The sequence below is a fragment of the Teichococcus aerophilus genome (assembly GCF_014490485.1).
GTDB classification, from domain to species: Bacteria; Pseudomonadota; Alphaproteobacteria; order Acetobacterales; family Acetobacteraceae; genus Pseudoroseomonas; species Pseudoroseomonas aerophila.
Window position 1 is genome coordinate 1 of record NZ_JACTVA010000046.1, and the last position, 13,587, is coordinate 13,587.

Genomic DNA, 13,587 nt, shown 5'->3' on the forward strand with positions numbered 1-13,587 from the left:
CGCATCCCATCACCACAACCACCACCACAACCGCCTCGGAAACACCTCCGCAGGCGGATTTCGCGTTTCTAACGGCCTCCATCCACCGACAGGACTTGGCCGTTCACAAAACTCGCCATGTCGGACGCCAAGAACAACACCGCCTTGGCAATCTCCTCCACCGTCCCCAGGCGCTGTAGCGCGATGCCCTGTACCAGCTGGCGTTGCTTCTCCGGCCCATAGGCGTCCCACTGGCGTTCGGTCGCGGCATTACTGCGGATGAAGCCGGGTGCGACGCTGTTGACCCGAATGCCATGCGGCCCCAGCTCATGCGCCAACTGCCGCGTCAGTCCCAACAGGGCGTGCTTGGCAGAGCAATAGGCCTGGATACCTGTCAGCGAAGCCTGGAGGGCAGCGCCGGACGTCGTGGTGACGATCGCTCCGTGGCCGGCATGCTTCATGGCGGGTACAGCAGCACGACACAGGCGGAAGGCAGCGCCCAGATTGATCTCCATGATCCGGTCGAAATCGGCGTCCTCGACCTCTTCCAAAGGCTTCGGGCTCTGCCCGGCGACGCCGCCGGCATTGCACACGAGGATATCGACCGCGCCGCCGGAAGCGGCCTCGACAGAATGAATCCAAGCGCCGCCCGCCTGGCGGTCCGTCAGGTCAACGACCTGCGTGTTGACTCCCATCCGGGCCAACTCATGCAGTGCATCCTCCTGGATGTCGCAGCCATGGACCTGCGCGCCAGCAGCCTGGAACAAGCCACAAATCGCCTTTCCGATGCCGATAGCGGCACCACTGACGGCGACGGTCTTGCCAGTAAAGTCCAGTTTCATCGTGATGCATCGTCCTCAGCTTCCCACCGCGTAATCAGGGCACAGCCGGGCGATTCGGTCGAGTGGGCGCCGCCGCACTGGCCACCCAGCCCGAAACCCGGCAAAACGCCCCATTCGAGCAGGACCGGGGGTCGATGAGGCAACTCAAGTGGCGGATTGAGGCGGCGCTGGTGCAGGCCCTACTCGGCTTCTCGCGCCTGCTGGGTCCGTTGCGCGCCTCCAATCTGGGGGGGCGGGTCAGCCGCTTCCTGGGCCCCTGGATTCCTGTCTCGCGCATCGCACGCCGGAACCTGGAACTGGCGTTCCCGGAACAGACCCCCGCGTGGCGGGAGCAGGTGCTGAAGGATTGCTGGGACAATCTTGGCCGTACCATGCTGGAACTGCCACATATCGCCCAACTGCCGCACAGCGCCGAGGGCCCGGGCTGGGAGGTGGTCGGCGCCGAGCACCTGCCCAGCAGCGGGCGTGCCGTTCTGGTCTCGGCTCATATGGCCAACTGGGAAGTGCTTCCGCTGGCGGCGGCACGGGCAGGGCTGAACATGGGCGGTTTCTACCGTGCCCCCGACAACCCGCTGGTCGATCGCCTGTTGCGGGACATGCGCGCGACCGAGGCCGCGCTGCCGCTGTTTCCCAAAGGCTCCGCTGGGGCGCGCATGGCACTGAAGCATTTGTCGCAGGGCGGCGCGTTGGGCGTACTCGCGGATCAGAAGCTGAATGAGGGTCTGGAACTGACCTTCTTCGGGCACGGCGCCATGACCACCTCGGCGCCCGCGGAACTCGCGCTCCGTTTCGACTGCCCGCTCATTCCCGCCCAGGTCATCCGGCTAGGGCCGTGCCGCTTCCGCATCGTGGTCGAGCCGCCGTTGCCTTGGCCCAAGACGGGGGACCGGCACCAGGATGCCCGCCTGCTGACGATCGCCGTTAATAGCCGCATCGAGGCCTGGTTGCGGGAACGGCCGGGCCAATGGCTATGGCTGCATCGACGCCTGCAGAAGCACTATTACCAGCGGGGCTGAACGACCACTGGCTTGACCGGCGGGCCCGGCGTGCGACCCTGTGCGCAAGCACCAAGGAAACGTCCCCGCATGGCACCCAACCAGCCGCCCGCCTGCCCAGGGCCAGACCCACATCCGGCCGCGCCACGCCGCTTTACCGTGCCGAACGGCGCGGTGGATACGCATGCGCATGTCATCGGCCTGCCGCCGCAATGGCCCTGGATCGCGAACCGCGCCTATACGCCGGAGGAAGCGACTGCCGAGGCCTATCTGGCGATGCTCGATGCGGTCGGCATGACCTATGGCGTGCTGGTGCAGGTCAGCGTGCACGGCACCGACAACAGCCTGATGGAAAGCGTGCTGCGGGCCAACCCGCAGCGGCTGCGCGGCGTTGCCGTCACCACCCCGAGCCTGCAGGATGCCGAGTACCGCCGCCTGAAGGAAGCCGGCGTCACTGGCCTGCGCATGAACCTGCTGCAAGGCGGCGGGCTGGGGCTGGATGGCCTGCAGGACACCGCCGCGCTGTGCAAGGAACAGGGCTGGCACCTGCAATTGCTGCTGGATGCGCGCCAGCTACCGGAACTCGCCCCCGCCTTGTCCCGCCTGCCAGTGCCGTTGGTGCTGGACCACATGGCGAATTTCCCCGCGGCTGAAGGCCCGCAGCACCCAGGATTCCAGGCCCTGGTCGGCTTGGTAGGGGACGGCGCCTGGGTGAAGCTCTCCGGCGCCTTCCGGCTGAGCCAGCTGGCGCCGGATTTTGCGGATGTGGTGCCGTTGGCGCGCGCCCTGCTGGCAGTGGCGCCAGATCGCTGCCTGTGGGGCTCGGACTGGCCGCATGTCACCCACTGGGGGACCATGCCGAAGGTGGGCGACCTGTTGGATCTGGTGGCGGATTGGGCGCCTGATGAAGCCACCCGTCACCGGGTGCTGGTGGAAAACCCGGCGCGCCTCTACGGCTTCTGAGCATCGGACCATCACCGAACACCTGGAGCACGCCCCGCGACCGGCGCGTGCTCCAGGCAGCGCGCCGCTACTGCTTTTCGACATTCCAGAACGTCATCACCGAACCCGGCAGCAGCCCGGTGATGTTGGCGCGCCGTGCATAGGGCTGGTTGAACTGGCCCAGCAGGCGGTAGGGCTGCATCGCCGTCAGCCGCAGGTGCAGGGCTTCCAGCGCCTTCTGGCGGGCCTCGTCGCCCACCGCCTCGACATAGGCGTTGCGCAGCCGCTCCGCTTCTTCGTCGCACGGCCAGCCGGCCCAGGCGCGGTCGCAGGCCATGTTCGTGCCGATATTGGTGATCGGCGACTGCATGGTGGCGCCGGATGCGAAGGTGACGAACAGGTTCCAGCCACCCTGGTCCGGCGGGTCCTTCTTCGGCTGGCGGGTGGTCACAGCGCCCCAGTCCTGGAACTGCAGGTCGATGTTCATGCCGCCCTCCCGCAGCGCGGCGGCGGCGACCTCGGCCATGCGGCCGATGGCGGGGATGTCGTTGGTGGTCATCAGCACCACCCGCTCGCCCCGGTAGCCGGACTCGGCCAGCAGTCGCCGGGCGGTCTCCACATTCGGCTGGGCATAGGCGTCCGAGCCCACCGCCGTACCGTTCGGGCTGCCGCAGACGAAGTAGGAGCCGCAGGCGGTCCACCATTGCTCGTCGCCCACGCCGGCGGTCAGCGCATCCGGCTGGTTCACCAGATACGCCATGGCCAGCCGGGCGCGCGGGTCATTGAAGGGCGGGAACAGGTGGTTGGGCCGCAGCATGGCCTGGTTGGTGGTGTACTTCTCCACCTGGATGCCGCGTGCCCGCTGTAGCACCGGGATCAGGTCCTGCGCCGGCTGCTCCCAGATATCGATCTCGCCGGTCTGCAACGCGGCGGCGGCGGTCGCCGGGTCCGGCATGATGTGCCACTCGACGCGGTCCAGCTTCACGACGCGGCCGCCGGCCATGCCGTTGGCAGGCTCGTTGCGCGGCACGTAATCGGCATTGCGGTCGTAGACCACCAGCGCGCCGGGCCGCCACGCGTCCCGGTTGAAGCGGAACGGGCCGCTGCCGATCGTGTTGGTGACGGGCGTGGTCGGCTCCGTCCGGGCATCGCTCTCCCGCATGATGGCGGGGATCTGCCCCACGGCCGAGCCCAACGAGAACGGCACGGCGCCGTGCGGCCGCTTCAGCTTCAACACGAAGCTCCGGTCATCCACGACGTCGAGCGACGCGGTGTATTCCCGTAGCTTGCTCCCCACCGTGTCCCGCGCCATCCAGCGGCTCAGGGAGGCGACGACATCGCGCGACGTCACCGGCTGCCCGTCATGGAAGCGCAGCCCCTCCCGCAGCCGGAAGGTCCAGGTCAGGTTGTCGGGAGAGGCCTCGAACCGGTCCACCATCTGCGGCTGCGGGTTCAGCTGCGCGTCCCAGGAGAACAGCGTCTCGTAAATCATCGTTCCGTGCATGCGGGTGACGAGGATGGAGGCCACCACCGGGTCCAGCGTCCGCAAATCGGCATGCGGGGCCACGCGCAGCACGCGGTTGGCGGCGGGCTGCTGGGCTTGGGCCTGTGGCAGCGCGGCGCCGCCCAGGGCGGTGGCCGCCAGCAGCATCAGCCGCACGTACCCGGTTGGTGTCATCACGTTGGATTCCTGTCCTGCTTCTCGTCGTCCCGTTCGAATTGCAGCACCCGGGCGCGATGGCTGGCAACCCGCAACGTTCCAGCTTCGGTCAGGATCAGGCAGGGGCGGTGCCGCCAGGGGCCATGCGGCAGGTCCGCCAGGGCACGGCCGCCGGGCAGGGCGGTCAGCCGCGTCTCCGCCCCCAAGCCGCCGGCCCAGGGCCAGGTCGCGGTACCGTCGGCGCGGATGGTCAGCACGGCACCGAATAGCGGTTCCCGCCAGCGCCCCACCAGCCCGGGGTCCAGCGTCTGCGCCGGTGGCACCGGGTGCAGGATGCGGGCGGCACCACCGATGCGCGCATGCAGGCTGCCATCCGCCGCCGGTTGCAGGCTGGCATCCAGATAGGCCGGCAGGGTACGCGCGCCGCCACCTTGTGCCGCGACCAGCCTCTCGAACCCACCCATGAAGGACATTGCGTCGGCCGTCAGTTCAGCCCAGAACGGCCCCTCGCTGGTGGCGAACAGGCCGGTTGGCAGGCCCTGTGCCGGGGCCGGCAGCGGTTGGCCGACCAGCTCCGCCAGCACGCGCAGCGCCGGCCACAGCGCGTCCTCCTCCCGGTTGGTCAGCACGACCACGCCGACGCCGAGTTCCGGCGCCATCAGCATGTGGTTGCGGTAGCCGGGCAGGGAGCCGCCATGGCCCACCACCGGCATCGTGCCCAGCATGCTGTGCACCAGCCCCAGGCTGTAGGCGCTGGGCGAGCCGTCGGCGAAGCTGCGCGGGGCTGCCAGCTGTTCCAGCACACCCTCCAGCGGCCCACGCCCAGCCAGCAGCGCCGCAGCCCAGCGCGCCAGGGTCAACGCACTGCCCGCCAGCCCTCCGGAGGCGGAAAAATGCATGCCGTAGCGACCGCGCCGCCATGCCGCGCCATCGTGCCAGTAGCCGGTGGCAAGGCCGGGCACTGGCTCGGCCTCATCGGCGGGGAAGTGGATGCGCAGGTCCAGCGGCCGCAGCAGGCGGCGGGCAAGGGCTTCGGCATACGGGACGCCACGCTGCGCCTGCACCACCGACTGCGCCAGGCGCCAGCCGGTGTTGGAATAGGCCATCTCGGTCCCGGGCTCGGCATTCACCCCCGGCAGGCGGCGCAGCACCGACTCCACGTCCGTGGCAGAGAGGCTGGCGGTATAGGGCGCGCCCTGGTGCCAGAGGACCTCCATCATGTCCGGCAGCGCGCCGGTCATATCCAGCGCCCGCACCAGCGGTACGGCGCCGATGGCGGCCGGTAGCTCCGGCAGCAGGGTGCCGAGCGGCGCTTCCAGCGGAATCCCTTCCAGCAGCAGCGTCGCCGCCATGAAGTGCTTGCTGATGGAGGCGTAGCGGTTGGTCGTCTCCGGCGTGAAGGGCAGCGCGTGCTCGATGCTGGCGAAGCCGCCGGCGAGGCTGGCCTGCGGGCCGCTGGCGTCGAACAGCACGATGGCGCCGCCCGGCCCCCTGGCTTCCGCCCACGCCCCGGTCAGGGCGGCGGCGAGGGCGGTGGCACGGGTCCAGTCTGGCATCGGCGCGAGTCCTGCGGCAGGGAGGCGCCGATTTCACCCCCTCCGGCGCCGGGGCGGAAGCCCCGGCAACGTAAAACCGCTTCAGCCCTTGCGGGGCAGCGCGCGCAACGAGCGATGGACGGTGGTCAGCAGATCGGTGAGCTGCGCCGCATCCACTTGGTGGCCGGCGACGTAGCCGGTGGTGATGGTCTTCATCGCCGCCAATACATCCGCCTGCGCCTCCGGCGACGCTGGGACAGGCGCTTCGACCGCGGCCTCGACCCTGGCCTTGCCGCGCGGGCCACGCTTGCCGGCCTGCGGCTCCGGCAGGGACAGGGTGGCCTGCCTCAGGGGCTTGGCGGGCTCGGCAGCCTTGACGATGTCTTCATCGGCATCGGCATCGGCATCGGCATCGGCATCGGCATCGGGCGCTGCCGGCTGTTCGGCCTCGGTCTCGGCTTCTGAAACCTGCTCGGCTTCCGGGGCTGCTTCGATCGCCGGTTCAGGCGTTGGCTCGGTCGGCAGGACGGGTGGTGGGGGCGTGGGGGCGGGGGTAGCTGGCATCGGCGCGTTGGCGATCAGCGCCAGCAAGGTGCCGGCTGTCTCATAGAAGCCGTCATGTCGCATGATGAGGAAAGCCTGGCCCTTCACCTGAAAGACGCGACGCTGCATCGAATACTGCCGCACCTGTCCCTCGCTCGCGGGGACGAAGCGGCATCCCTGGGCCTCGGCAGTGGCCACTTGGGCTTCGGTCAATTGCAAATTCGGAACTTTCAGTGATGGCAGAAGCCAGGGGGTGTTCTAACGCCTCGCCGTGTCGCTCGGTAGCGCCATCCTCAGGAAAGCGCCGAGTCCCAGGCGAAAGGCTCGCTGACGCACTGCGCCAGATGTTCGATCAAAGCCCGAAGTTTCAAGGGAAGGAACGGCGTCTCCGGATAGACCACGTGGATGGTATCCGGCACCGGCACCCAGCCGGGAATCCGGATCTGCACCAACTCCCCGGCCGCGACGGCGGGGCCGACCATGAAGCTGGGCAGGACCGTCAGCCCCAGCCCGGCCCGAGCGCCATCCAGCAGCGCCTCGCCATTGTTGGCGATCATCCGCCCACGCAGCGCGACGGAGCGGTGCGGCCCGCCCGGATCGCCCTCCGGCGCGAACCGCCAGACATGGCCGGAGGGCGCATTGGCGTAACCCAGGCACTCATGGGCGGTCAGCGCATCCAGCGTCTCCGGCATCCCCGCGCGCTCGGCATAGTCGCGGGAACAGCAGAGCGCCCGCCGGCTGGTGCCGAGCCGCCGCGCCCGCAGCGAGGAATCCGCCAGCCGGCCGATCCGCAAGGCAAGGTCGTAGCTGCTGCCTTGCAAGTTCACATGGCGGTCGTCGAAATCCAGGTGGATCTCGATGCTCTCGTAACGCTTCATGAAGTCGGCGATGGCGGGGCCGAGGTAGCGGGTGCCGAAGCTCATCGGCGCCGCCATGCGGATCAGCCCGCGCAGCGCGCCGGACTGCGCCGAGACATCCTCCGCCAGGCTGTCCAGCTGCGCCAGCACGGCGCGGGCGCGGGCGTAGAGCAGCGTGCCGGTCTCGGTCGGCGTTACGCTGCGCGGCGCCCGGTGCAGCAGCTTGGCGCCCAGCTGCGCCTCCAGCCCCGCCATTCGCTTGCTGACGACAGACTTCGCCAGCCCCAGCCGCAAGGCCGCCGCTGTCAGGGTGCCGCTATCCACCACCTGGACGAAGGTGGCCAGGTCGTCCGCACTAGGTCGCATCGTTCTCGATTAGCGAACGCAGCGTTCCCCGGCAAGGCATTGCGGATATCCGGCAAGAACGCAATTTGTGGCTCACCGAAACCGGCGCAGGAGCACGCGATGACCAAGGTTCTGATCCTCTACTATTCCAGCTACGGCCACATCGAGACGATGGCAGGCGCGGTGGCCGAAGGCGCTCGCGCCGTGCCCGGCACCGAAGTGACCATCAAGCGGGTGCCGGAACTGGTGCCGGAGGAGGTCGCCAAGGGCGCCCACTTCAAGCTGGATCAGGCCGCCCCCGTCGCCACCATCAACGAGCTGGCCGACTACGACGCCATCATCATCGGCACGCCGACGCGCTTTGGCCGCATGGCGTCCCAGATGGCCAACTTCCTCGACCAGGCCGGTGGGCTTTGGTTCCAGGACAAGCTGGTGGGCAAGGTCGGCTCGGTCTTCGCCTCCACCGCCAGCCAGCATGGCGGGCAGGAGACGACGCTGACCTCGACCATCGTCAACCTGCTGCATTTCGGCATGACCGTCGTTGGGCTGCCCTACACCGAGAAGCGCATGCTGGATGTCGCGACGGTGGCCGGCGGCACGCCCTACGGCGCCACGACGATCGCGGCCGGCGACGGCTCCCGCCAGCCGAGCGAAGCGGAGCTGGAGATGGCGAAGAGCCAGGGCCGCCACGTGGCGGAAGTGACCGGCGCGCTGGTGCGCGGCCGCGCCTGACGCGCGGCACGTGACGCGCAGGACTGAACACAGGGCTGGAGCATCTTCGCCGCGGAGCCCCGCGGCGGACAGGCTCTAGCAACACCGGCACGGGGGTAGATCCCCAGGCGGCCGGCAGGAGGATTACCAATGCAACTCCATGGCATTCACCACCTGACGGCCGTCTCGGCCGATGCGCGTGGCAACCACGATTTCTACACCCGCATCCTGGGGATGCGGATGGTGAAGAAGACCGTCAACCAGGACGATGTCAGCGCCTACCACCTGTTCTACGCGGACGGCCAAGCCAGCCCCGGCACCGACCTGACCTTCTTTGACTGGCCGACCCCGAAGGAGCAGCGCGGCACCAACAGCATCGTCCGCACCGCCTTGCGGGTGAACGGCCGCGCGGCGCTAGATTACTGGGCGGCGCGGCTCGATGAGCACAAGGTGACGCATGGCCCGGTGCAGGAGGTCGATGGACGCCTGGAACTCGCCTTCGAGGATTTCGAGGGCCAGCGCCTGGCGCTGCTGGACGATGGCGGCACCGGCCCGGCGCATCCGTGGGACCGCAGCCCGGTGCCGGCGGATTTCCAGATCCGCGGCCTCGGCCCGATCACCATGAGCGTCGCCAACCCGGCGCATTCGGACGCCTTCGTCACCCGCGTCATGGCCATGCGGCTGGACCGGGAGGTGACCGGGGCGGACGGCATCGTCACCCGTGTCTATGCGATGGGAGAGGGTGGCCCGGCGGCGGAGTTGCACATGCGGGTGGAGCCGAACCTGCCACGCCACCAGCCCGGTGCCGGCAGCGTCCACCACGTGGCCTTCCGCGTGAATGACGACGAATACGAGTACTGGGTGACCCGGCTGGAGACCCTCGGCCTGCGGTCCAGCGGCCCGGTGGACCGCTTCTACTTCCGCAGCCTGTATGTGCGGGAGCCCTCCGGCATCCTGTACGAAATCGCCACCGACGGCCCCGGCTTCGCCACGGACGAGCCGATGGAGACGCTGGGCGAGAAGCTTGCCCTGCCGCCGTTCCTGGAGCCGAAGCGGGCACAGATCGAGAAGGGCCTGAAGCCGTTGTGACGAAGGGCCACCGGGCGGGAATACCGCCCGGTGGCTGCCGGTTGTCAGGCTGGGTCGTACTTGGCGCAGAAAGCCTCGGCGCCCAGGTTGCGGAAATCGGCCAGGGCCTCGCCCAGCCGCTCATGCGGCCAGTCCCACCAGGCAATCCGCTCCAGCGAGGCAATGATCTCCGGCGTGAAGCGGTAGCGCAGCACCCGCCCCGGAACACCGATGACGATGGCGAAGGGCGGCACATCCTTGGTGACCACGGCGCCCGCGCCGATCGCGGCTCCGTTGCCGATGCGGAGGCCCGGCAGCACCACCGCGCCGTGACCGATCCAGACATCATGGCCCAGCGTCACGTGATGGTCCCGCCGCCACTGGAAGAAGGCGGCGTCATCCTCCCCCAGCCCGTAGGCGGATGCGCGGTAGGTGAAGTGGTTCAGCGCCACACGCTCCAGCGGATGGTTGCCTGGATTGATCCGCACCTGCGCCGCGATGGAGCAGAAGCGGCCCAGGGTGCTGTAGATGATGTCGCTGTCGTTCCCGACATAGCTGTAGTCGCCGAAGGTGGTCTCGGCGACTTTGCTGCGTGGCCCGACCTCGCAATAGCGGCCGAAGCGGCTATCGCGGATCTGGGCGTCGGGGTGGATGGCCGGCGTCTCGCCCAGGGTCTTGCTGGCGGTGTCCGGTTCGCGGTGAAGCTGTGTGTCCTGCATGGCGCGAGGCTGGCGCCGGCTGCCGGGGCGGTGCAATCGCCCCGGCGGAAACATCATGGAACTGCCACATCGCGTGGCAGGGTCGTCTCTACTTCTTGGGCTGGATGTTCACCGGACCACCGGGCTTGCCGGTGATGCCGAGGCCTTTGTTGTCCCCCGGCTGGCCGTTGTAGTCGGTCTCCGGGTCCAGGCCCTTGTTGTTCGGGTCGGTCTGGTCCTTGTCGATGTCGTGCGGCCCGACGCTGGTGGGGCGGCCGGTCGCGGGCCCGGTGCCCCAGTTCTTCAGGCCTTCCAGATTGGCTTTGTCGGTCATCGGAGCATCTCCTTCTGTTGCTCCTTCAACCGGCGCCGGCGCCGGAAGGTTGCGCCGCCTCTGGGGCGTGCCCGCCGCGGCAGATGCGGCGGGCATCTCCACGCTCCAGGCTTCTACCAGGGCAGCCGCATGAAGTTGGCGGCGCCGGAGGCGCGGGAGATCAACGCCTGCATCGCCGGGTTACTATGGCCGTCCTCATCCGTCAGCGCGTCCATCGGGCAGAAATACTCATGCGCCTGCGGCATCTGGGTGCGGGCGAAACCATCGTATTGCCGCTGCTTCAGCCCGTAGAGCACGCGCACGTCGCGCACCGGCAGCACCAGCGGCGTCGTCGGTTCCTCCTTCATCAGGCGGATGGTCTTCCAGCGCGGCGGCGACGTGGCTCGGTTGTCCTGCGACGCCAGCAGCCAGGGCACCGGGCACACCACCAGCAGCGAGTTGGTGGAGGGCGCGAAGCGGGACCGTTTGTCCAGCAGGTTCTGCAGGGTGGAGCACGCCTCGATGCACAGGATGTCGCAAAAGGCATCCGCCGGGTCGGGGCTGAAATGCAGCCACAGCCCGTCCGGCAGCGTGCGGAGGCGGTTGGAGCCGGGGAGGCGCAGGAAAGGATGCGTACTGGTATCGGCCTCCCCTGGGCGTGCGCGCATCCAGACGCCGCGCTGCTTCGGGGTCTCGATGGCACCGGGCGGCCGCTGGGGCCAGGTGCGGAGACGGCGACGCACGAGGTCGTCCAGCGAACGGTAGGTGAGTTCTGGCCTGTCGACTTGAATCATCGGAGAGCGTTCCGGACCTTTGAGGCAATCTGGTACCATCAACTCCAATCGCGCAGTTGTGATCAAGAGCCAGTGTTCACTTTTTAGCGAGTTTTCTGTGGATCAAATGACCGAATCGAAGTCGCGAAAAGTCTTCGTGGAGTATAAATCAGCTGGAATTCAAGACGTATCAGTGGTCTGCAAGATATTCCTGAGGCTTGACATAAAGTTTAGCTAGAAAACAAAAATAAACCCCGCCCGGCAGCGCCGGACGGGGTCTTGTCGCCAGGATGGCGGCCCTGGGCGGGCCGCCTGTCGCCGGTTCAGCGGGTCGGGTAGTCGCGCTGCGCCGGGCCGGTATAGATCTGGCGCGGACGGCCGATGCGCTGCGCCGGGTCCTCGATCATTTCCTTCCACTGGCTGACCCAGCCGATGGTGCGGGCCACGGCGAACAGCACCGTGAACATATGCGTCGGGATGCCCATCGCCTTCAGGATGATACCCGAATAGAAATCGACGTTCGGGTACAGCTTGCGGCTGACGAAGTACTCGTCCTCCAGCGCGATCTTCTCCAGCGCCACGGCCAGGTCGAGCAGCGGCTCGTCCTTGATGCCGAGCTCCTTCAGAACTTCATGGCAGGTCGCCTGCATGATCTTCGCGCGCGGGTCGAAGTTCTTGTAGACGCGGTGCCCGAAGCCCATCAGCTTCACGCCGCTGTTCTTGTCCTTCACCTTGGCGATGAAGTCGGGGATGTTCTCGACGCTGCCGATCTCGCCCAGCATCTTCAGCACCGCCTCGTTGGCGCCGCCATGCGCGGGGCCCCACAGCGCCGCGATGCCGGCGGCGATACAGGCGAAGGGGTTGGCGCCGGTCGAGCCCGCCAGCCGCACCGTGGAGGTGGAGGCGTTCTGCTCATGGTCCGCGTGCAGGACCAGGATGCGGTCCATGGCGCGGGAGAGGATCGGGTTCGGCTTCCAGTCTTCCGCCGGGACGGCGGTCATCATGTACAGGAAGTTCTCCGCGTAGGAGAGGTCGTTCCGCGGGTACATGAAGGGCTGGCCGATGGAATACTTATAGGCCCAGGCAGCGATGGTCGGCACCTTGGCGAGCAGGCGGAACGCGCTGATCTCGCGCTGCGCCGGGTCGTTGATGTCCAGGCTGTCGTGATAGAAGGCCGAGAGCGCGCCGACGACGCCGCAGAGGATAGCCATCGGGTGCGCGTCGCGGCGGAAACCCTGGAAGAAGGAGCGCAGCTGCTCATGCACCATCGTGTGCATGGTCACGTCGTGCTCGAACTTCTTGCGCTGCTCGGGGGTGGGCAGCTCGCCGTTCAGCAGAAGGTAGGAGACTTCGATGAAGTCGCTCTTCTCGGCCAGCTGCTCGATGGGATAGCCGCGATAGAGCAGGACGCCCTGGTCACCATCGATATAGGTGATCTCGCTTTCGCAAGCCGCCGTACCGCCATAGCCGGGATCGAAGGTGAAGACACCGAGGTCGCTGTAGAGCTTACGGATGTCGAAGACATCGGGGCCGATCGAGCCCTGAAGCAGCGGAAGCGTGGCGCTTTTGTTCGATCCGTCCAGCGTGACCGTAACGGAGCCTTTTGCCGTATTGCTCATGGCGTCTTCCTTTAGGGGGGCGGTGCCGTCGTGTGCTGCGGCGCCGCCATGATGCAGCGCAAGATAGTCAGCGGTGCTGCCGCTTGTCTATCCGGCCCCGGGCGGGCCTTGTGGCTCAACGTTGCTGCCAACGCTCTGGCGCGCCTTGCAGATAGGACCAAAGGCCGCGCTGAGCCGCGCGTGCGGTGGCCTCCAGCCCTGCCATATCGGCATTGCCATCGGCCAACGCCCAGCCGGAAGCGACGAGCGCGGCGTTCACCTCTTCCCCATTCGCGACGCAGGTGCCGAGTGGCCGGCCGAAATGGTCGCGCCCCTGCACCTTGCAGGTCAGGTCCCGGCCCTGCACCAGCCGCGCCAGCGCCTGGGCGGCCGTGGCACCGCAATCGAAGCCGACGCCGGAGGAGGTGCGGCAGGTTTGCCCCCGCTCGGGCGACAGCAGGCCGGAGAGGCGGAGGGTGCGCTCACCCAGCCGCAGCGTATCGCCATCGACGACCAGGACGGTGGCGGCGCTGGCCTGCCAGTCCTGCTCCCGCGGTGCGGAGCCGAACAGGTTGGCCGGCAGGCCGAGGCCCACCAGCGCCACGCAGACAAAGGAGAAGGCGGCACCGAGCGCCACCCCCCGCCAGCGGCTGGGGGGAGAGTAGGAAGAGCGGAAGATGCGGCGACGGTTCAACACGCGGCCAAGCGTTAAACCAGGGGTGGGGGGC

14 protein-coding genes are annotated in these 13,587 nt (G+C 68.0%); 4 read left to right on the plus strand and 10 right to left on the minus strand.

Translation table 11 applies throughout. The features are described 5' to 3' along the window. Positions 1-68: 68 nt before the first annotated feature. Positions 69-821: an SDR family NAD(P)-dependent oxidoreductase gene (locus IBL26_RS19860; RefSeq protein ID WP_187786253.1), complete on the minus strand. Its 753-nt coding sequence runs from the start codon at positions 819-821 to the stop codon at positions 69-71. Between the two features lie 134 nt (positions 822-955). Between IBL26_RS19860 and IBL26_RS19865 the strand changes: the two genes are divergently transcribed. Then, positions 956-1,837: an LpxL/LpxP family acyltransferase gene (locus tag IBL26_RS19865; protein WP_187786254.1), complete on the plus strand. Its 882-nt coding sequence runs from the start codon at positions 956-958 to the stop codon at positions 1,835-1,837. A gap of 69 nt (positions 1,838-1,906) precedes the next feature. Beyond that, a complete protein-coding gene (locus IBL26_RS19870; RefSeq protein WP_187786255.1) occupies positions 1,907-2,779 on the plus strand; it encodes an amidohydrolase family protein in 873 nt (290 codons plus the stop codon). Positions 2,780-2,846: 67 nt separating this feature from the next. On the opposite strand, the gene IBL26_RS19875 is transcribed toward IBL26_RS19870, so the two are convergent. The 4 genes from IBL26_RS19875 to IBL26_RS19890 all read right to left on the minus strand — a co-directional run bounded on the left by IBL26_RS19875 (position 2,847) and on the right by IBL26_RS19890 (position 7,719). After that, positions 2,847-4,436, minus strand: a complete 1,590-nt coding sequence (locus IBL26_RS19875; RefSeq protein ID WP_187786256.1) for an ABC transporter substrate-binding protein — start codon at positions 4,434-4,436, stop codon at positions 2,847-2,849. Next, positions 4,436-5,974, minus strand: coding sequence for a serine hydrolase domain-containing protein (locus IBL26_RS19880; protein ID WP_187786257.1), 1,539 nt, complete (start codon positions 5,972-5,974; stop codon positions 4,436-4,438). The genes IBL26_RS19875 and IBL26_RS19880 overlap by 1 nt, the downstream gene beginning before the upstream one ends. A gap of 81 nt (positions 5,975-6,055) precedes the next feature. Then, entirely contained in the window at positions 6,056-6,709 is a 654-nt protein-coding gene (locus IBL26_RS19885) for a hypothetical protein (protein WP_187786258.1), read from the minus strand. Between the two features lie 80 nt (positions 6,710-6,789). Continuing rightward, positions 6,790-7,719, minus strand: a complete 930-nt coding sequence (locus IBL26_RS19890) for a LysR family transcriptional regulator (RefSeq protein ID WP_187786259.1) — start codon at positions 7,717-7,719, stop codon at positions 6,790-6,792. 99 nt (positions 7,720-7,818) lie between these two features. On the opposite strand from IBL26_RS19890, the gene wrbA reads away from it, so the two are divergent. Continuing rightward, positions 7,819-8,430 carry an NAD(P)H:quinone oxidoreductase gene (wrbA, locus tag IBL26_RS19895; protein WP_187786260.1) on the plus strand — a complete coding sequence of 204 codons (612 nt, stop codon included), beginning with the start codon at positions 7,819-7,821 and terminating at the stop codon, positions 8,428-8,430. 129 nt (positions 8,431-8,559) lie between these two features. After that, positions 8,560-9,498, plus strand: coding sequence for a ring-cleaving dioxygenase (locus IBL26_RS19900; protein WP_187786261.1), 939 nt, complete (start codon positions 8,560-8,562; stop codon positions 9,496-9,498). Between the two features lie 44 nt (positions 9,499-9,542). Here the strand turns inward: IBL26_RS19900 and IBL26_RS19905 are convergent, their stop codons facing one another. The 5 genes from IBL26_RS19905 to IBL26_RS19925 all read right to left on the minus strand — a co-directional run bounded on the left by IBL26_RS19905 (position 9,543) and on the right by IBL26_RS19925 (position 13,556). Continuing rightward, the gene (locus IBL26_RS19905) at positions 9,543-10,196 is read right to left on the minus strand and encodes an LbetaH domain-containing protein (protein ID WP_187786262.1); all 654 of its coding nucleotides are present in this window, start codon (positions 10,194-10,196) and stop codon (positions 9,543-9,545) included. Positions 10,197-10,284: 88 nt separating this feature from the next. After that, on the minus strand, positions 10,285-10,509 hold the full coding sequence (locus tag IBL26_RS19910; protein WP_187786263.1) for a hypothetical protein: 225 nt from the start codon (positions 10,507-10,509) through the stop codon (positions 10,285-10,287). 113 nt (positions 10,510-10,622) lie between these two features. Then, complete coding sequence (locus IBL26_RS19915; protein ID WP_187786264.1) at positions 10,623-11,282, minus strand: hypothetical protein; 660 nt, start codon at positions 11,280-11,282, stop codon at positions 10,623-10,625. A 302-nt stretch (positions 11,283-11,584) separates the two neighbouring features. Beyond that, positions 11,585-12,880, minus strand: a complete 1,296-nt coding sequence (gltA, locus tag IBL26_RS19920; protein WP_187786265.1) for a citrate synthase — start codon at positions 12,878-12,880, stop codon at positions 11,585-11,587. Positions 12,881-12,995: 115 nt separating this feature from the next. Continuing rightward, positions 12,996-13,556, minus strand: a complete 561-nt coding sequence (locus IBL26_RS19925; protein ID WP_206684270.1) for a thermonuclease family protein — start codon at positions 13,554-13,556, stop codon at positions 12,996-12,998. Positions 13,557-13,587 lie beyond the last annotated feature (31 nt).

What these genes read in the sequence shown, in the direction of transcription:
- gltA (WP_187786265.1), bottom strand. Translation starts at nt 12,880, where the DNA reads ATGAGCAATACGGCAAAAGGCTCCGTTACGGTCACGCTGGACGGATCG.
- IBL26_RS19905 (WP_187786262.1), bottom strand. Translation starts at nt 10,196, where the DNA reads ATGCAGGACACACAGCTTCACCGCGAACCGGACACCGCCAGCAAGACC.
- IBL26_RS19875 (WP_187786256.1), bottom strand. Translation starts at nt 4,436, where the DNA reads ATGACACCAACCGGGTACGTGCGGCTGATGCTGCTGGCGGCCACCGCC.
- IBL26_RS19880 (WP_187786257.1), bottom strand. Translation starts at nt 5,974, where the DNA reads ATGCCAGACTGGACCCGTGCCACCGCCCTCGCCGCCGCCCTGACCGGG.
- IBL26_RS19860 (WP_187786253.1), bottom strand. Translation starts at nt 821, where the DNA reads ATGAAACTGGACTTTACTGGCAAGACCGTCGCCGTCAGTGGTGCCGCT.
- IBL26_RS19865 (WP_187786254.1), top strand. Translation starts at nt 956, where the DNA reads ATGAGGCAACTCAAGTGGCGGATTGAGGCGGCGCTGGTGCAGGCCCTA.
- IBL26_RS19870 (WP_187786255.1), top strand. Translation starts at nt 1,907, where the DNA reads ATGGCACCCAACCAGCCGCCCGCCTGCCCAGGGCCAGACCCACATCCG.
- wrbA (WP_187786260.1), top strand. Translation starts at nt 7,819, where the DNA reads ATGACCAAGGTTCTGATCCTCTACTATTCCAGCTACGGCCACATCGAG.
- IBL26_RS19900 (WP_187786261.1), top strand. Translation starts at nt 8,560, where the DNA reads ATGCAACTCCATGGCATTCACCACCTGACGGCCGTCTCGGCCGATGCG.
- IBL26_RS19910 (WP_187786263.1), bottom strand. Translation starts at nt 10,509, where the DNA reads ATGACCGACAAAGCCAATCTGGAAGGCCTGAAGAACTGGGGCACCGGG.
- IBL26_RS19915 (WP_187786264.1), bottom strand. Translation starts at nt 11,282, where the DNA reads ATGATTCAAGTCGACAGGCCAGAACTCACCTACCGTTCGCTGGACGAC.
- IBL26_RS19890 (WP_187786259.1), bottom strand. Translation starts at nt 7,719, where the DNA reads ATGCGACCTAGTGCGGACGACCTGGCCACCTTCGTCCAGGTGGTGGAT.